At 59.8% G+C, this 16,828-nt stretch carries 13 protein-coding genes, 1 tRNA gene and 4 pseudogenes; 12 read left to right on the top strand and 6 right to left on the bottom strand.

Annotated features, from left to right (window positions below; translation table 11 throughout):
* The first annotated feature begins 40 nt into the window (after positions 1 to 40).
* Positions 41 to 115 (top strand) — tRNA-Thr (locus tag AADZ90_RS22120).
* Between the two features lie 541 nt (positions 116 to 656).
* Here the strand turns inward: AADZ90_RS22120 and AADZ90_RS22125 are convergent.
* Positions 657 to 1,652, bottom strand: a pseudogene (locus AADZ90_RS22125) (recombinase family protein); the annotation flags it as partial.
* On the bottom strand, positions 1,652 to 1,960 hold the full coding sequence (locus AADZ90_RS22130) for a hypothetical protein (RefSeq protein WP_367312838.1): 309 nt from the start codon (positions 1,958 to 1,960) through the stop codon (positions 1,652 to 1,654). The gene AADZ90_RS22130 and the pseudogene AADZ90_RS22125, both read right to left, overlap by 1 nt.
* A gap of 101 nt (positions 1,961 to 2,061) precedes the next feature.
* Between AADZ90_RS22130 and AADZ90_RS22135 the strand changes: the two genes are divergently transcribed.
* From AADZ90_RS22135 to AADZ90_RS22155, 5 genes are all read left to right on the top strand, one after another.
* Positions 2,062 to 2,865: a hypothetical protein gene (locus AADZ90_RS22135; protein WP_411997168.1), complete on the top strand. Its 804-nt coding sequence runs from the start codon at positions 2,062 to 2,064 to the stop codon at positions 2,863 to 2,865.
* Positions 2,866 to 2,982: 117 nt separating this feature from the next.
* Positions 2,983 to 3,243, top strand: coding sequence for a type II toxin-antitoxin system ParD family antitoxin (locus AADZ90_RS22140; protein WP_411997169.1), 261 nt, complete (start codon positions 2,983 to 2,985; stop codon positions 3,241 to 3,243).
* Positions 3,236 to 3,526, top strand: a complete 291-nt coding sequence (locus AADZ90_RS22145) for a type II toxin-antitoxin system RelE/ParE family toxin (RefSeq protein WP_411997170.1) — start codon at positions 3,236 to 3,238, stop codon at positions 3,524 to 3,526. The genes AADZ90_RS22140 and AADZ90_RS22145 overlap by 8 nt, the downstream gene beginning before the upstream one ends.
* Before the next feature lie 410 nt (positions 3,527 to 3,936).
* Positions 3,937 to 4,278, top strand: a complete 342-nt coding sequence (locus tag AADZ90_RS22150; protein ID WP_411997171.1) for a DUF3768 domain-containing protein — start codon at positions 3,937 to 3,939, stop codon at positions 4,276 to 4,278.
* A gap of 58 nt (positions 4,279 to 4,336) precedes the next feature.
* Positions 4,337 to 6,232, top strand: coding sequence for a ParB/RepB/Spo0J family partition protein (locus AADZ90_RS22155; protein ID WP_411997172.1), 1,896 nt, complete (start codon positions 4,337 to 4,339; stop codon positions 6,230 to 6,232).
* A 62-nt stretch (positions 6,233 to 6,294) separates the two neighbouring features.
* Here AADZ90_RS22155 and AADZ90_RS22160 read toward each other — a convergent pair.
* Positions 6,295 to 6,619: pseudogene (locus AADZ90_RS22160) on the bottom strand (IS6 family transposase); the annotation flags it as partial.
* A 223-nt stretch (positions 6,620 to 6,842) separates the two neighbouring features.
* Between AADZ90_RS22160 and AADZ90_RS22165 the strand changes: the two are divergent.
* The 4 genes and pseudogenes from AADZ90_RS22165 to AADZ90_RS22180 all read left to right on the top strand — a co-directional run.
* Positions 6,843 to 7,802 carry a helix-turn-helix domain-containing protein gene (locus tag AADZ90_RS22165; protein ID WP_411997173.1) on the top strand — a complete coding sequence of 320 codons (960 nt, stop codon included), beginning with the start codon at positions 6,843 to 6,845 and terminating at the stop codon, positions 7,800 to 7,802.
* A gap of 322 nt (positions 7,803 to 8,124) precedes the next feature.
* On the top strand, positions 8,125 to 11,622 hold the full coding sequence (locus AADZ90_RS22170; RefSeq protein ID WP_411997174.1) for a beta strand repeat-containing protein: 3,498 nt from the start codon (positions 8,125 to 8,127) through the stop codon (positions 11,620 to 11,622).
* Between the two features lie 319 nt (positions 11,623 to 11,941).
* Positions 11,942 to 12,124 (top strand): annotated as a pseudogene (locus AADZ90_RS22175) (IS481 family transposase); the annotation flags it as partial.
* Positions 12,125 to 12,226: 102 nt separating this feature from the next.
* Positions 12,227 to 12,397: pseudogene (locus tag AADZ90_RS22180) on the top strand (integrase core domain-containing protein); the annotation flags it as partial.
* Positions 12,398 to 12,653: 256 nt separating this feature from the next.
* Here AADZ90_RS22180 and AADZ90_RS22185 read toward each other — a convergent pair.
* A complete protein-coding gene (locus AADZ90_RS22185) occupies positions 12,654 to 13,577 on the bottom strand; it encodes a TolB family protein (RefSeq protein WP_411997175.1) in 924 nt (307 codons plus the stop codon).
* Between the two features lie 19 nt (positions 13,578 to 13,596).
* A complete protein-coding gene (locus AADZ90_RS22190) occupies positions 13,597 to 13,887 on the bottom strand; it encodes an amidohydrolase family protein (protein WP_411997176.1) in 291 nt (96 codons plus the stop codon).
* Between the two features lie 177 nt (positions 13,888 to 14,064).
* On the opposite strand from AADZ90_RS22190, the gene AADZ90_RS22195 reads away from it, so the two are divergent.
* Together AADZ90_RS22195 and AADZ90_RS22200 are read left to right on the top strand one after the other, a co-directional pair.
* Positions 14,065 to 14,226, top strand: coding sequence for a hypothetical protein (locus tag AADZ90_RS22195; RefSeq protein ID WP_367312858.1), 162 nt, complete (start codon positions 14,065 to 14,067; stop codon positions 14,224 to 14,226).
* Between the two features lie 141 nt (positions 14,227 to 14,367).
* Positions 14,368 to 14,511, top strand: coding sequence for a hypothetical protein (locus tag AADZ90_RS22200; RefSeq protein WP_367312878.1), 144 nt, complete (start codon positions 14,368 to 14,370; stop codon positions 14,509 to 14,511).
* 108 nt (positions 14,512 to 14,619) lie between these two features.
* Here AADZ90_RS22200 and AADZ90_RS22205 read toward each other — a convergent pair whose 3' ends face one another.
* The gene (locus AADZ90_RS22205) at positions 14,620 to 16,377 is read right to left on the bottom strand and encodes an ABC transporter ATP-binding protein (RefSeq protein ID WP_411997177.1); all 1,758 of its coding nucleotides are present in this window, start codon (positions 16,375 to 16,377) and stop codon (positions 14,620 to 14,622) included.
* Positions 16,378 to 16,828: the final 451 nt, after the last annotated feature.

The following is a 16,828-nucleotide window of genomic DNA, read 5'->3' on the forward strand; positions in this document are numbered from 1 at the left end:
TTGCGCGACCGCGCCGTTACAGCTACTCCCCCGCGGCGAGGCTGCTGTAGCTCAGTGGTAGAGCGCACCCTTGGTAAGGGTGAGGTCGGGAGTTCAATCCTCCCCAGCAGCACCATTTGTTCAAATTGTTTAGGGTTCTCTCCTAACACCTTGAAGGGAAAGGTGGTTTTGGGAGTTCGATAACCTGTTTCCCGACAGTAGCGGAGGGGTTCGGCAAAAGCCAGGTTCAGGACGGTTCTTTTGAGGGTCAGCGAGCCATTTTGGTAGATATGACAAGGGTTTGCGAGGAAGCGCAAAGAGAGTTCGATAAAATCTTCATACCTGCCCTTCGGCGGCACGATCATATCGATCTGTTCGGTCAGCAGCATCTTCTCACGCTCCAGAGTCTCCAGGCGCGTCTCATAAGCCCCGATCAGGCTGTCGCTTGTCGTCTCGAGGAGGCGGTCGAGGAGACCGTCGATCTGTTTCTGGGTGTCCTTGAGTTTGCGCTTGAGATCGGCTCTGCTTGCCTCGGCATGGTCGAGGCGCTGGTCCCAGGCGAGACGGAACATCGTTCGGATCAGTTCCACGGTCTTAAGACTTGGTTGGAAGTTGCGCAGCAGAGCGGCGAAACCCTCTTCGATCTTGGCTCGGGGAATGGACTTGCGCTTCGACGGACAGCCACGGGTGTCACAGAGATAGTAGGGGTAATGGCGGCGGCAGCCCTTCGACCAGCAGGCGGTCATGGGCTTGCCGCACGCATCGCAGAAGACGAAGCCGCGGAGCGGGAAGTCGGCGTTGATATCCTTGCGGGCCATGGGGCGCGCCGCAGCCTCAAGATTGTGTCGGATTCGGGTATGGGTTTCGAAGCTGATCAGCGGCTCGTGATGGCCTTTGCGCAGCGCGACGTCCCAGTTTGGGGCCTCGACATAACCGGCATAGATCGCCCGATTTAGGATCTTGGTCACTTTCCATTGCCGGATCTGGCCATCCGGCAGATCCTTCGGAAAGGCGGGCTGGGCTTCGAGGAAGCGGGTCACTTCGGCCTGGGATCGGAAGCGGCCCGATCCATAGCCTTCAAGAGCCTCTTGCAGAATGCTGGCGATCGGCTCGTCACGGACCAGTAGCTTCCCGTGGACGCGGTCATTGGCGTAGCGATAGCCGATCGGGGCCTGAAAGACCCAATAGCCTTTCTCGACCCGGGCCTTCATTTTCTGGACGACTTGTCGCCGGTTCTGTTCGCGCTCCAACTCGCCCTGGGCAGCGATGATGGTTTCGATGAACTTGCCTTCGGGCGTGTCCTCGAAGGTGAAGTTGAGGCATTCGATTGAGGCCCCGCGTTCGGCAAACTCGCGGCGGAGCTTGAAGTGGAATTCGGTTTCGCGGGCGAAGCGTTTGAGATCGTCGAAGATCACGACATAGCGCTTGCCTTGCTGAGCATCGAGATAGGCGAGCAAGGCTCGCATGCCCGGCCGCGCCATGAAGTCTCCGCCGCCGGAGGCATCGTCGGGGAAGACCGCTTCGACGTTATAGCCCTTGTTTTCGGCATAGGACCGGCAGCGATGCTCCTGGCTTTCCAGTCCCCGGCCTTCGATCTTCTGCTTCACGCTGGAGACCCGGCAATAGATCAGGGCTGTCGCCGTCTTCTGAGTTTTGTTGAACGCCTCCTGCATCAGGGTCTCCTTTCCGGCGCGTCCTCGGACGAGACACACTCTTGTTCGATGTCGGGGATGTCCTCATCGCGGACCTCGTCCCAGTCTAGCACATCGTCGAGGAGGTCTGCGATCTCATCGGGGGTTTCTCCACAGATTGTTTGGGTGGTCTCGATGCCGAAGCCGAGATCGACGAAGGTGACGACGATCAACCAGAGGGTCTTGATAAGCTCACGCTTCTGCTCTTCGGGGATATCCTCGTCTTCGAGGAGCGGCAGATAGGCGTCCCAGTCGAGGGTCAGCTTGGGTAGGTCATTGGGCTCGGACATAGCGCAGCTCCTCGTCTAATCTGAGGTAGCATCGCACATCTTGATGCCGCATTTCCCGTGTAATCTAGATGTAGAATGTGTAATCGAGTTTGTGGGGACGCATGAGTATCGACTGGCCATCAGCATCGGAGGAGACACGCGCCCGCGTATTCGAAGTGACGCGGGAGCTGGTCGCGCTTCTGAAGACCGATTGGCAGAGCTTCCTGCGCGAGGCCTATGACAGCCCCAACTATGTCGTCGAGCCCCATGAGGTCAGCAATTTCGAGCGCGGCCTTCTGGCCCGGCGGAAGGTCGCGATGGTCCATCGGCTGATTGTGGAACGGCATCTCGATATGGGGATCCGGTTCGCACCGGATCTGTTTGATCCGTCCCTCAAGACCACGTGGCGCAAAGTGCTCGACGATCATGGACGCTACGGAAAGCTCCGCTCCATCCGGGCACCTTCGGGCCTGGGGCTCAATCGCCGCAATCGTTATCCAACCGAGGGCACGCCTCTGGTTTTTGGAGAGCAGTTCTATTTCGAAGTTGCTTTGGAGGTTGGTGGGACGGTCTTGCTTCTGGAAGAGTACGCCTTCCGCTGGTATCCGCTTCCCCTGACCGAACTCCTTGAGCCCCACACCGCTCTTCGCTCGGCCGGAACACATAGCTTCCCGTGGGACTCTCTCCAGAAATGGCCAATCCTACTCGATGAACAGGAACATGCGGGCCGCCACGGCTATGCAATGATCGTTGGACCGAAGAGCGCCATCACGCCTTACGCAGACCGCATGGCCGAAGGAGTCGCCGTCCGCGCCGAGGTTCTGGACGGGCTGGCGGAGCGACTTGCCGAGGAAGATCCCGCTCAAGTCGAGATCCACCGGCTTAATCTAATGTTCGATGTCTGGCCGCGGGAGCGGGAGGCGTGAGCTGCGTGGTCCGCTTGAGATGCACAAAGGGCGGAGGTCAGATTTGCAAAGCATTCCATTATCTGGTACTATTAAATAAGAACTATTATGAACAAATATGATGACGAGGATGTTTCAATGTCGCAGCTAACCATTTCTATGCCTGACCAGATGAACGAGTGGGTCAAGGCACAGATCGCGGCCGGCCGCTACGGCAATGTCAGCGAGTACTTTCGGGATCTGGTGCGCCATGATCAGGAGCGCCGGGAAGGCGCGATTGCCGAGTTGCGCGGGATGATCGACACGGCCGAGGCCAGTGGGATCAGCGAGGCGACCCTGCCCGAGATCCTGGAACAGGCGCGGGCGATGGCGCGCGCCAAAGGGCTGGTGAGTGACTAGGCTGACCCTCACCCAGGACGCAGAAACCGACTTTACCGAGATTACTCTCTACACGATCGAGCGCTTCGGCCTGGATCAGGCGGAGCGCTACACTGAAGCCCTCTGGCAGCGCTGTTTGCTCCTGGCCGAGCATCCCGGTCTGGGCCGGCGCTATGAGGTTGTTAGGGAAGGTCTGTTGCGCGCGGAATATGAGCGCCATTCGATCTACTATCAGGCCTCCGAGGACGGGATCCTCGTCTATCGGATCCTCCATCAGCGCCGGGATCCGGCGCGGCATCTCTAAGGAAAATTAAGAATACGGCCACCCAACCATGGTCGGGTGAAGACTGATCCCGCCATGGATCCTGACGGACCATGACATCTCTTCTTTTTTCTGACCGCCAAGCACCCGGCCAGCCCAGCGTCAAAGGGCAAGCGTCCGCAGAACTGCGGTCGTCTCCGGCGGGACCCGTGTCCTCGCCCCATCGGCCGCCCCGCTGGGGCTTACCCCGCTGGGTCTGCGGGCCGCACCAGTCCCGCCTGCGACCCGTTTGACCCTGTCCCGTCCGGCCACTCGTCGGGCTGCCGCCCTCCTCCCTGCGCTTCGGTGAATGGCAGGAGCCATTCCCTCGAACCGAGGAAGGCAGGCTTCGCCCAAAGGCGGTGGGAACAGGTCTCACCGTCCCAACCCGAAGAACGAGACGGAGACGGATCATGACAGACAAGACAACCAAGATCATCACGGCGCAGAACGATGCGTTCCGCCGCCAACAGAACACAGACCTGATCGGGCGATGGGTCGTCACCCATGGCATGCAGGCCGAAGGAGAGACATTCGTCCGTGAGGCCGTGGCGGAGGTCGTGCGCTTTGCAGACTTCACCGCCGAAAATGACCCTTATGGAGAGCGCGACTTCGGCGCGTTCACCCAGAACGGCCACAAGCTGTTCTGGAAGATCGACTATTACGACACGGCTTACGCGATGGGATCGGACAATCCCGCCGATCCTGCCCAGACACGACGCGTCCTCACCCTGATGCTCGCCAGCGAATACTGACCCCGCTTTCGGGCGGGATGGTCTCCCGCCCCCTCAACCCCAACGAAAGGAGAGACCAATGACCAAGCAAGAGAAAATCAAAACCAACGAAGCCACCAAAGCGACCGAGGCAGGCGTGTTGCCCACCATGCCCACGCGCGCGATCCACGAGATCCCGCTGGCGCGGCTCGACCTGTCGGTGATGAACCCACGGCAGAATGTGGAGGATGCGGAGATCGCCGCTCTGGCAGACTCGATCCGCACCGTGGGTCTGATGCAGAACCTCATGGGCGTGCTCATGGAGGACAGCCGCGTGGCCATCGTGGCGGGCGGACGCCGCTTGCGGGCGCTCAAGGCCATTGCCGCCGAGGATGGGCAGGACGAGGCCGAAGTTCTTGTGCCTGTCCTCGTGACCGATGACGAGGCCGAAGCGCAGGTCTGGGCCAGCACCGAGAACACCGCGCGCCTTGCCCTCAATCCCGCCGATGAGATCAGAGCCTATGGGCGGATGGTCGAGACAGGCGCTTCTGTCGAGACCATCGCCAAGGCTTTCGCTGTGTCCGTCCGCCATGTGACGGGGCGCTTGCGGCTGGCAGGGCTTGCGCCTGTGATCCTTGAAGCTCTGCGCGCAGGTGAGATCACCTTGGACGTGGCGGCGGCCTATACGGTGACGGGCGATGTGGCGGCACAGGAGGCCACCTTCACTCGCCTGCAGGAAGGCTATGGCGGCGACAATCCCGCCCAGATCAAGCGAATGCTCATGCAGGAGGCTGTCTCTGCCGAAAGTTCACTGGCGCGGTTCGTGGGACGCGCGGCCTTTGAGGATGCAGGCGGGGCGATCCGTGAAGACCTCTTCGGGGCAGATATCTGGTTCTGCGATCTCGAACTGGTGCGGGGTTTGGCGGAGGCGAAGCTGAGTAAGGCCAAGGCCGCTCTTGAGGCCGAGGGCTGGGCATGGGTGAGCGCCCAGATCGAGCCGATCCCTTATGAGGTTCTGGCCGAGTATCGCCGCACCTATCCCGAACAGAGGGACATCTCCGAGGACGAGCATCTGCGTTACGAGGAGCTGGGGGAATTGATCGAGGCAGAGGTCTGTAATGAAGATGGTCAGGCAGAGTTCGTGGCTTTGGAAGCAAAGCTGAATGAAGAGCACTTCACCGCCACCCAGAAAGCCCATGCGGGGGTGATGGTGGCGATTGCCTGGGATGGGACGCTCGACCTGCGGCAGGGGCTGGTGCGCCCCGAGGATCAGGCGGCGGCAGCAGAGGCGGGGGTGATCGAAGAGAGCCGCCATGCCAAAGCGGCGAAACCCGCCACGCCCTATCCGACCTCTGTCATGGATGATCTGGCGGCGATCCGCACGGGATGCATCCAAGCCGCGCTCATCAGAAAGCCTGAACTGGCGCTTGATCTCCTGACCTTCGCGCTCTCCACGCCCTGCTATGCGGACGCCATGCCCTTGCAGATCGGCGGCAAGGCGGCGCGAAACACGCCCGAGAAGGCCGACGAAGGCATGGCTTTGCCCGACAGGCTCGCACCAAAAGAGTATCGGATGCCGCTCAATGGGTCAGAGGCGAGCGACGCCTTCACCGCCTTCCGCGCTCAGTCGAAGAAAGCCCGCAATGCGATGCTGACGGAGCAGATCACCCGTCTCTTCGCGGCAGACCTCGCCCTCGACAGACCGACCCCGCTGGTTGAGCAGATCGCCAACCTCGCCGAGGCGGATATCCGTTCCATCTGGACACCAACCAAGGACTTTCTCGCACGGCTCAAAAGTGATCAGCTGGACGGGATCATGGCCGAGATCATCGGCACGGAGATCGCGCCTGCCTTCGCGAAATCCCCGAAGAAGGACAAGGTCGAGAAGCTCCACAAGATGTTCACCGAGGAAACCGCCCGTGCAGGGCTGTCGAAAGAGGCCAAGGCACGGCTGGACGCATGGCTACCAGACGGGATGACGGTGAGAGGCGACTAACCTTCGAAAAACGAACGAAGGTATTGCCCGCACTGATCTGATCAGCGCGGGCTTTCCTGTAGGGACAGGCGGAAATCGACCATCTGCCCGTTGGCATCGATCGTGCGCCACAGATAGCGCCATTTGCCGCCCACGCGGATATATGTCTCGTCCACGTGCCAGTCGACGCTCGCGCGCCGCAGATGCCTCTCGGTTCGCTTGGTCAGCTCCAGACCGAACTTCTGGACCCAGCGATAGACTGTCGACCGGTCGACCACGACCCCGCGCTCTGCCAGAAGATCTACGACGTCCTGGTAGGACAGGGGGTAGCGCAGGTACCAGCGGACCGCGCAAAGGATGATCTCACGAGGAAAAGCGGTGATGCTTGAACGGCGATTTGCGCGGCATAACGAACCTTCAGAGCCATGACCTGCCCAACGACCGCGGTTAATGCAACAGTCCCAAATATCCTCTTCTAGCATCAGGTCTCAACTTTTAGTTGCTCCATGCTACAGCCAATTTTTTGCCTTAAATCCGAGCTAATATTTAGATCAGGTTGATTCTTATAAGGAATTGATATTTCTTACACACTTATTCTTTTTTGAGATCCTACATTAGAAACAACGGCCATATGACGTTCTTTAAGCAAATCTCTTGGAATGCCGCAGATGCCAATCACCTAGTCTTGCCGGATGCGCAAGGACAGATGACATTCCAGGCGTTTCAAGGCGGTGCCATGTTGACGACCTCATCGATAGAGGTGTCCGAGCCCACTGAGATCGCCTTCCCGCATGACGTCAGCAACATTCATATCTCTGCCCAGTACTTCCTGTCCGGGGAAGCCGAAATCGTGATGGGCAACGGGGCACGGGCCCATTGGGCTCCAGATGGGGCTTCGGTCATTCGCAGCGATACACCCGGTTTTCGGCTACGGTTAAAGGTGGGGCAGACTCTACGTCATGTCTGTGTCGGCATCTGCCGCAACGCACTGATGCCCCAGTTGACCGGAGCGCTGTCGCCTCGATTGGAGGCGACGCTGAAGGTCGGCTCCGCCATCGATATCGCGGTGCCAGTACCGCCAGATCGGGCGGTTCGCGAAACGGCGCAGGAGCTATATCGCCAGCATCTTGTGCAGGGTATCGGACGGATGAAGGCCGAAAGCCTTGCACTCGGCTTTTATGCCGAGATGCTGGGCCGCTTCAGTGGTCTCGACCCTCGCGATCCGGTCTCTTCACACACAAATGGATCAAAGATAGAGCCCTGGCAGGCCAAAGCCATTCATGCCTTGAAAGCCGAGCTGGACCGAAGTCCGTGGGTCACCTTTGCTCCGGGGGAAATGTTCGAGCGCTATGCTATGGGTGATCAGATGGCGCGCAGGGTGTTTCAGGCAGAGTTCGGCGTATCGATGGCAAGTTACATGCGCTCTATGACCCTACTGCACGCCCGGCACGCTTTGATGACCGGCACTGTTTCGGTCAAGCAGGTCAGCTTCGACAGTGGCTATACCCATACGGGCAATTTTACCCGCGCCTATCGGCAGGAATTTGGCGAGAACCCAAGTGAGACGCGGCGACGTAATTCGCGCCACTGATATGTCTCGTCTTTCCGGCGCTGATGCAGGTTCGCAACATCGCAAAGCAAAGCGCCAAGACCTCCCCTCAAATGATAAATCCCGGCCGAGATGATAAGTCTTAACGCTGGATTAGGCACTGCGATCTGGCTGATGTTCGATGCGTCTGAGAACCTCCGATGCATCAAGGCCGCATCGGTAAGATGCCGGATTAGGGACGACTCTCCCGGGGATTAAACCTCTCCGCCGTAGGCACTGGCCATAGAGTTGCCCCGCACCTGCGGGGCGTTTGAGGAATGATGTCACCTTGGGTGGCAATGCGCTTGCGATGGGAAGACCACGAATGTCCAATTTACAGTTTCACGACAATACAGTCAGGACTATCGTGGCCGCCGCTGATGAGGCGCACAGGCCCCGCTTGAGTCGGGTCACACAGCAGTGCGTCACCGTGATCGTAGCGACCGTCATGGCCTTATTTTTGCAAAGTGCCTCAGTACAGGCGCAAGCGCAGGATCTGAACGGGTCTTGCCCGGCTCAATTTGGACAAGCCAATACTTCTGAAACCGCAAGTAATGGTGGCCTCGCTTTTGGCTTGACAGAAAATGGTGATTGTCGGGTCAACAGCACAGTAGTTGGCGGGGCGGTTTTTTACCGCCTGACGCACTTTGATATTGTTGGGTTCCCGGGGTTCTTCAGCTTTCCCGTCACCTGCGCAGGGGGAAGCCGGACTGTCCCGTACGGCGAAACCAGAACATGTTCGGGCACACGGAATGCATTTGGCTTTACGTACAATGTGAATTTCACGGTTTCGGCCACGCGGACCTCAAATGGAAATGGCACCGACAGGGTTACCGTGAGCACTGGGCCATCAACCTATTCCCGAACGGCCATCGTTCCGAACCTGACGGTAACAGCGCCTGCGTCTGTGGCCGCTGGCGAGAGGTTCGTGGTTACCCTGACATCTGATCAACCGATCGATGACTCAAGTATAGGAATAGGTACTGCCACCCTACGTGATATCAACTTAGTGCCCATCAATAGTACTACCTCGATCAGTATTGGGAACAACAGGCCCGTGCGGATTTCAGCCACAGAATACACAATCACCTTTTTTGTATCGGGGGGGACCGGGACCGTTCGGCCTCAGATCTTTGGCGAGCGCATCAGAACAACCGCAGGAGCAAGCGGCGCCGGGACCATTGAAGGGCCTGACATATTGGTCGATGGTGTCCGGCCGACGCCGGTCTTGTCCGGCCTTGCCCCCCTCATTGGCGTCGCAGGCGAAGGGGTGACCGTCGATTTTGGCGAGGAGGTTACGGGTTTTGCCTTAAGTGATCTGGATCTTGAAAATCTGAGGGCATCGGGACTTGCCACCACGGACAACCAAACCTTCACCTTCGACGTGGTTCCGATCGCGGACGGTCCAGTTCGGATCGCGCTACCATCTGATGTGGTGACGGACGCTGTTGGCAACCAGAACGCAGCTGGCAATATATTAACCAGCACAGCCGACGCGACACCGCCAGAGTTCAGCCTTGCCGACGTTGTCGCAGCGTCCGACGTGGGTCAATTTACGGCCATCTTCACCGCCACGCCCGGGGCCGTTGCCTCGACTGCACCCACTGCCGGTTCGGTCACGCCAGCCAATGCCACAATAGATGCGATTGACCGCAACGGTGCCGATCTATCGGTGACGTTCATCCCGGCAAACTCTTCGGATGCGGTCTCTCTTTCGATCAACGCGGGGCTGCTGGACGAACCGAGCGGCAATCAAAGCGTGGCGCAGGGGCCCTTTGACCTTGGGGTGTTCGACGTGACTGGTCCGGACATCGTGCTTGCATCTGCCATAACCGAGCTGGGACCTGCCGGTGGCACGGTGACCGCGACATTCTCGGAAGACGTCACAGGGTTCGAGATTGCGGATCTGGATATCACCAATGGACAAGCGTCAGACCTGACCGGTGGCCCACGTGCATTTAGCTTCACCGTGGTACCTGATGCGACAGGCCCCATGACACTTCTCCTGCCCGCAGGCAGTGCGACGGACCCAAGCAGAAATCCCAATGTGGTTTCCAACACCTTAGTCCTGCAATCTGACCTCTCTGCGCCAACCGCGGCCATCGCCGACTTCACCGGCGCGCTGAACGGTCCGCAAACGGCAGTGATCACGCTGTCGGATACGACGACCGACTTTGCGCTGGATGATCTGGTGTTGACCAATGCGACCGCCGTGCTGACCGGCTCTGGCGCGAGCTACACCGCTGTGCTGACGCCTATCACGGACGGTCCTGTGGCGCTTTCGGTGGCTGCGGCTGCGTTCACCGACGCGGCGGGCAATCCGAGCGTGGCCTCCAATGAGGTCACATCGACCGCAGATCTCACAGCGCCGACTCCGACGATCACCTATATTGGGTATGACAGTGTCGCGCCCTTCACCGCGGTCGTCACGTTTGACGAAGATGTGATGGGGTTCGACGTCAGCGACATTACCGCGGTGTCTGCGACATTGTCTGCGTTTGCGGCGACCACGCCGGGGCGCGTGTTCACTGTCACGGTCACTGGTGGTGATATATTGTCCCCGCCGAGCATTGCTGTTCCAGCCGACGCGGCAGCTGACCTTGCGGGCAACCTCAGCGTTGCAGCCGTTGAGGCCACCCCACCGCCGCCGGACGGCGACGCACCGGCGGTTTCAATCACTGGCGTGCCGGATAGCTTTTCGGCGCCGATGACAACCACGATCACATTTGACTGGGGCGAGCCTGTCGGCGGATTTGATCTGGCCGACATTACAGTGACGGGCGGAACGCTAAGCGCGATCAGCGGCGGCCCTGATGTCTACACCGCCGAACTGGCCGTGGATGGCGACACTGACGTGACAGTATCCGTTGCCGCTGCTGCAGCTCTTGACAGCACCGGCACGGCTTCGGCCGCGGCGTCGGTTACCGGCATGTTTGCGTCAGGCTCGGTCGCGGAAGAGGTGATCCGCGAGTTTATGGCAGCGCGCGCGGCTGCCCTGATTGCGGCGCAGCCTGGTTTGGCAGAGTTGCTGGGCAAGAGTGATCTAAACGGTAACATCCTCGTAACACGCGGCGCTGGTACGGTGCAGATCCACACGGGGAGCGAAAGACCGGTTTGGGCCGCCCTGGATGCAAATTGGTCAGACCTGGACGGGTTCGAAACCGCCTATACCAAACTCAGCTTCGGTGCTCATACGTATCTGCAAGACGAGACTCTTTTGGGGATGATGCTTCAGCTTGATCATGCTGTCTCTAACGAAGGGCTCGCTGAAGTCGAAGGCACGGGTTGGCTGGTCGGCCCGTATTTCGTGGCGCGCTATGGCGGGATCGATGTCGACGCCCGGCTTCTGTGGGGGCGCACAAGCAACGAGATCAGTCCCATTGGCACCTATAGCGACACTTTCGCAACCGAGCGTGCGCTTGCTATGGTGAACCTGTCGGGCGAGATCGAGGCAGGCACTGCAACACTGCGCCCGCTGGTCGGATGGGCATATGTTGAGGACCGCTCGGAGGCCTATATCGATGAATTGTCCAATCCCGTCGCGGCACAGCGCGTTCGCCTTGGCCAGTTGGAGGCTGCGTTGGACTGGACGATGCCCGTCGGTGCTGCGGGTATCGAGTTTTCTGGCGGGGTCGCCGGGCTGTTTACAAGCGAGGATGGCGGCAACGGTTCTGTCGAAGGTACGCGCGGGCGCATAGATATGGGCTTGCGCAGGCAGGGAACTGGACCTTTTGATTTTGATATCGGTGTTTACGCAGATGGTCTTGGACAATCAGAGTTCGAAGCCTATGGCGCCGAGCTGAGCTTCGCGTGGCAGTTTTAGTCGGGCGAGATATGGGGCTCTTCTCATTTGGGCGATGCCAAGCTGTGCCGGAGTAATCTTTCAAGAATAGATCGCACGTAGCAGTAAAGAGCTTTTTCGATCAATACTTTCGGCGTCAACTCCAGTTTTCAGTGCGAGTGCCTCGGCAAATCACTCCAGAAGGGCTTGGCTGGGCAGCTCACTAGAAAGAAGCCCTTCTGGAAAAAAACGAACACGTTGGCTGCAGTTCTTCCAGATGCAACAAGGCCGCGCGCAATTTTAGCTGTTTGGTCTCACGTTTTGATGGTGTTATCCTTTCGTTGGAATGGAAGGAAGCATTATGGGACAAGTTCGTCATGGGAGCGCGACGATCCCGCACGCGATCAGAGCAACGATACAGCGATCGCAAGCTTCGATCGCGGAGCTGAGCCGGGAGATTGGGATCAATCTCAAGACGGTTGCTAAATGGCGGAAGCGCAAAACGGTTGAGGATCAGAGGATCGGACCGAAAGAACCGCGCTCAGCCACTTCGCCGACTTCTTGGATCCGTATAACTTCGCACGTCGCCTGAAGACACTGAGCGGTCTCATACCTTACGAATACATCTGCAAAATCTGGACTTCGCCAAGTGGATTGGCACGACATCGCGCCGGGCAAGCCCATGCAGAACGGCTTCGTGGAAAGCTTTAATGGCAGCTTGCGGGACGAGTGCCCGAACGAGCACCTGTTCCCAAACCTGAGCCACGCTTGCCATTTGATTGCGGCATGGCGCGGCGACTATAATCACCACCGCCCGCCCGCTTAACCCTTCTTCAATGTATTTCTGAAACCGCGCCCGAAGCGCCAATGGCAATGGTGCTGACATGACCCTTCCTCCCAAACAGGAGGAATCACAAATCAGTCCTCAGGGGAAGCCCACACGATTCAAGTTCAAACCGAAACGCTCTAAGCAGAGCTTACCAATAAACGCGGTTTCCAAGGCGAGCAGGTCAGGTTCGAGAGAGCCGTTTGACCAGCAATGCCGCCCGGGTCCGGACGGTCGAGTTGCGGCCCTATTCTTGACCTATTCGGTCGACGACGCCCCGCTCGTTCTCCGAAGGAAACTCGTCCACTAATCGGTCTACCACGGTCGATGAAACCCAGCGAATATCCTTGTCGCTTGTGAACATAAATTCGGTCCCATCCAAACTCATGGCTGGACACAGTTCGTGCGCTGTCGTGTTGATCGAGTTATCAAATGGTATGGGTTGAGACCATTGGTCATCATCAAGAGCAACGCTTAAGTAAAGATCACCCCGACCTCGGCCACCGGATCGGGTGGAGGCAAAGATCAGATATCGCCCGCCCGGATCAATGAATGGATCGGCCTCGTACCCAATTGTGTTTATCCCTTCTGGGAACGGCACGGGTTCATCAAATCCAACTTTGTTCTTGTGAGCGCGATAAATATCGTAGTCGCCGCGCTGTGTCTTTTCGCGGTCGGAAGCGAAGACAAGATCGCCCTCGCTTGTGAACGAGGTATAGTATTCGTTGCCAGGGCTATTCACCGGGTCGTCCAGAAGAACAGGTTCGCTCCATTCGTCGTCGAGCTCTAGTTGAAGATAACCTATGTCCGCATGACCATTGACCCGGGTAGTGAAGTAAAGTCGCGTCTCATCTTTTGAAAGGTAAGGATCTTGGGCGCTGTACTCCGGGCTGCCGAGAATGTGGATAGGCCCAACCCAGTTGTTACCGTCCCAAGAGTACGAAACGATCGATTGCCAATCGCCATGTTCGATGCCGACGTAGGCAGTCCGACCATCTCGCGTGAGAGTTGAACAAAACTCATGTCGGTCGGGGAGTGAAATCGATCCCCGGCCGAGGATCGAGGGCTGGGCTGGCGCCTCAAGACCCGTCGTCGACAATTGCGAAGCAATACCTATCGCCGAAACTACTCCTAGCACGCCGAGCATTTTCGCGTTCCGGTAGCTTGGCATATATCCCTCCTTTCCTAGTTCACCGATCGCCAACCTGACCCTCTACATCCGCGATCAAGGCAGCGGGATCGAAACCCACGCCGTCTTTAAACACCAGGCGCACATTTCGGATAATCGATGGATCGTCCGTCAGATCACCTTCCAGCACGACGAGATCCGCTGCAAGCCCGGGCGTGATACGTCCGACTTCGTGTGAGATACCGAGCGCATCTGCTCCATTTGACGTCACTATCTGTATGGCTTGTGGAACAGCAAACCCGGCCTCAACCAACAATTCAAAGCCTCGCTGATCACCATAACCCGGAAGCACATGTCGGCCCGTATCGGGACCAGCAACAAGGCGTCCGCCAGCTTCTTGGGCGGGCCGCGCTGCAGCATAAGCGGTGACCGGTCAAGGTCCGCTTAGGGCCGTATACTCGATGCGCTACCTCACCATGTGTCAGCAGATGCTGTGACGCCTCCAAGGTCTGCAAGGAGCCCAGAGCGCATGATCACCGCCCACCTGCCGTCAGGCTACGTTCTGGAACGCCTATGGCCCGCCGCGCCACTTGTCCTGCCCGCCGCCCTCATCGGCGGCACCATGACCGATCTCGACCTGATCTGGTGCTATCTTGTCGACGACCGGGCGATTCATCACCACCGCTATTGAGTCCACATGCCGCCCTCTGGGCCATGATTGCCGCCGTCACACTGCCCCTCACGGCCCTCCTCGCCCGCCACGACCCATTGCAGCGCTCGTCTTCTTCATAGCCCTCCTACTGCACATCTGCCGTGACAAGCGCTCGGCGTCGTGCTCTGGCACTGGACGTGGTCCGACCTGATGGCCCATCTCGTCACCGTACCCGCCCGGCACGGCCAAAGGGTGGTAAATTTCGTCCGGTATCCGGTGTTCGCGATCAAACTCGCCATCTGGGCCGCGGCCCTGACGCTCTGACGCAGACCACGACCCCCTTGGCGGGCGTCCCTCCATATTTGGGTCGGAAATATCCTCTGGGGAGCGCGAGGGGGCAGACAGCCCCCTCGGTCCGTCGTCAGCCATCCCTCAAGCCGCCAGCGTCTGACGCGCCCGAAGCGCGCGGTACAGCCCGTCTTCCCGCGCCATCAGCTCGGCAGGGGTTCCGTCCTCCACGATCCTGCCCCGGTCGAAGACGAGGATGCGGTCCATCCGCTCCACCGTGGCCAGCCGGTGCGCGATCACCAGCGTCGTGCGGCCCGCCATCAGCCGCTCGGCGGCCTCGGCCACCTGCGCCTCGACCTCGCTGTCGAGCGATGACGTCGCCTCGTCCATCACCAGAACCGGCGCGTCCGACAGGAAGGCGCGGGCAATCGCCACCCGCTGCCGCTCGCCGCCCGACAGTTTCACACCGCGCTCGCCGACCTCGGTCTGATAGCCCTTGGCGAGCCGCTCGATGAAATCGGCAGCACCCGCCCGGGCCGCCGCCTCGCGCACCTCCTCGACCGACGCACCGTGGCGTGCATAGGCGACGTTCTCGGCCAGCGTTCGGTGGAACAGCACCGGCTCCTGCGGCACCAGCGCGATCTGGCGGCGCAACTCCGCCAGCGGGACCTGCGCAATGTCGACGCCCCCCAGAGTGATCGCCCCGTCGTTGATCTCGTGGATCCGCTGAATGAGCTTCACGAAGGTCGTCTTGCCGGACCCCGACCGCCCCACCAGCCCCACCTTCTGGCCGGCGGGAATGCTGACATGCAGATCGGTGAAGAGCGGCGTCGCCGCCCCGGCGTATTGGTAACCGACATGATTGAACGCCAGCGCCCCGGCCCGCTCCGGCAAGGCCAGCGCGGGGGTCTTGGCCACATCCCGCTCCGGCTCGGCCACCATCAGCTCCACCAACTCCTCGGCATCGTTCACCGATTTCTGCAACATCCGCGCATGCTGTCCGATCTGCCTCAGATACCCATCAAGCATCCCGAGCGCAGAGACCACGAAGGCGATGTCCCCCGCCCCGGCCAGGCCCCGCACGAAAACCATCAGGGCGCCGCCGAGCACGGCCGCCCTCAGAAGCCACAGCGTCACATCCTGCGTGAAGCCCGACACCGTGCCCCGCCGCCACGTCCGCCGCGTGCGGTGCGCCCATTTGTCGAGCACCCAGCTCAGCCGCGCTTCCTCGCGCGCCTCGCCCGCATGGGCGCGGACGACCGCGTTCGATGTGATCGCATCGGCCAGTGCCCCGGACACCCGGCTGTCCTGCGCGTTTGCGAGCCGCGCCGCCGGGGCCACCCAGCGCAAGGTCAGCACCAGTGACAGCGCAATGAAAAGGAATGCACCCATGAGCGCGATCAGCCCCACCTCCCAGCGGAACCACGCCAAGGTGCCGATCGTGCCGCCCAGAACCAGCACCGATGGCAACATCGCCAGCAACAGCACGTCCGCCAGATCGTCGAGCGCCCAGGCGCCGCGCGTGATCTGCCGCACCGTAGACCCGGCAAAGGCATTGGCATGCCAGTCCGCGGGCAGACGCTGGACCCGCGCAAAGGCTTCCTCCTCGGCCGCCCGCATCGTCGGAATGGTGAGGTCGATGATGGCGAAATAGGACAGGATCTTCGCCGCGACCGAGAACGCCCCCAGCGCCAGCAAGAGGCCGAAGGCTGCCCAGGGCGAGCTGCCCTCCGACACGGCGGCAACCAGCTGCCCCGTGACCACCGGGATCGCCACATCGGCCCCCGTTGACAGAAGCACCAGCGCGATCAGCGCGGCCAGAGACCCGGCCCGGCGCCGCCAAAGACCGAAAGCGAAAGACAGAACGCGCGTGAAAGCGCCTTTGGAAGAATTACGGGTCATGGAATATTCACGGACCGAGTCCGCGCCTTGTCAGAATTGGATCGTGTCGAAAGGAGACAGAGGCGACATCAGGGACGGCAATCGCCCGAGTATGTCAGTGGCGGGACAGCCCGCCTGGGATGCTGCCTGGGCGCATGCGTGATACGTTTGTCATAGACGCCTTCCAATTCGGTGTTGCATCCGAAAACCGTGTTACGCCCGGTCAGTCGCGCAAGTCAATCCCTTCGCCAGGGGGGCTGCCCTTGGATGCGGCACTCTGCTGGGCTTGTCTGATAGCGACCAAGCTTGAATTGTGCCGATACGCCGCAGCGGCGGCGAATGCCAGCTTCTCTAATTGGGCATTTGGGTCAAGCTCGTTTTTCTTGTTGCTTAGGATCGTTGTCGCTCATCCGGGTCACGCTTCTCTTCGCAGTCTGTTTGATGCCGCGTAGGACATCGCTGCACGCATGTG

Source organism: Aestuariibius violaceus (genome assembly GCF_040779325.2).
In the GTDB taxonomy this organism is placed as follows: Bacteria; Pseudomonadota; Alphaproteobacteria; order Rhodobacterales; family Rhodobacteraceae; genus Aestuariibius; species Aestuariibius violaceus.

Coding starts and splice junctions, on each gene's coding strand:
- AADZ90_RS22130 (WP_367312838.1), bottom strand. CDS start 1,960: ATGTCCGAGCCCAATGACCTACCCAAGCTGACCCTCGACTGGGACGCC.
- AADZ90_RS22135 (WP_411997168.1), top strand. CDS start 2,062: ATGAGTATCGACTGGCCATCAGCATCGGAGGAGACACGCGCCCGCGTA.
- AADZ90_RS22140 (WP_411997169.1), top strand. CDS start 2,983: ATGTCGCAGCTAACCATTTCTATGCCTGACCAGATGAACGAGTGGGTC.
- AADZ90_RS22150 (WP_411997171.1), top strand. CDS start 3,937: ATGACAGACAAGACAACCAAGATCATCACGGCGCAGAACGATGCGTTC.
- AADZ90_RS22155 (WP_411997172.1), top strand. CDS start 4,337: ATGACCAAGCAAGAGAAAATCAAAACCAACGAAGCCACCAAAGCGACC.
- AADZ90_RS22165 (WP_411997173.1), top strand. CDS start 6,843: ATGACGTTCTTTAAGCAAATCTCTTGGAATGCCGCAGATGCCAATCAC.
- AADZ90_RS22170 (WP_411997174.1), top strand. CDS start 8,125: ATGTCCAATTTACAGTTTCACGACAATACAGTCAGGACTATCGTGGCC.
- AADZ90_RS22185 (WP_411997175.1), bottom strand. CDS start 13,577: ATGCCAAGCTACCGGAACGCGAAAATGCTCGGCGTGCTAGGAGTAGTT.
- AADZ90_RS22195 (WP_367312858.1), top strand. CDS start 14,065: ATGATCACCGCCCACCTGCCGTCAGGCTACGTTCTGGAACGCCTATGG.
- AADZ90_RS22205 (WP_411997177.1), bottom strand. CDS start 16,377: ATGACCCGTAATTCTTCCAAAGGCGCTTTCACGCGCGTTCTGTCTTTC.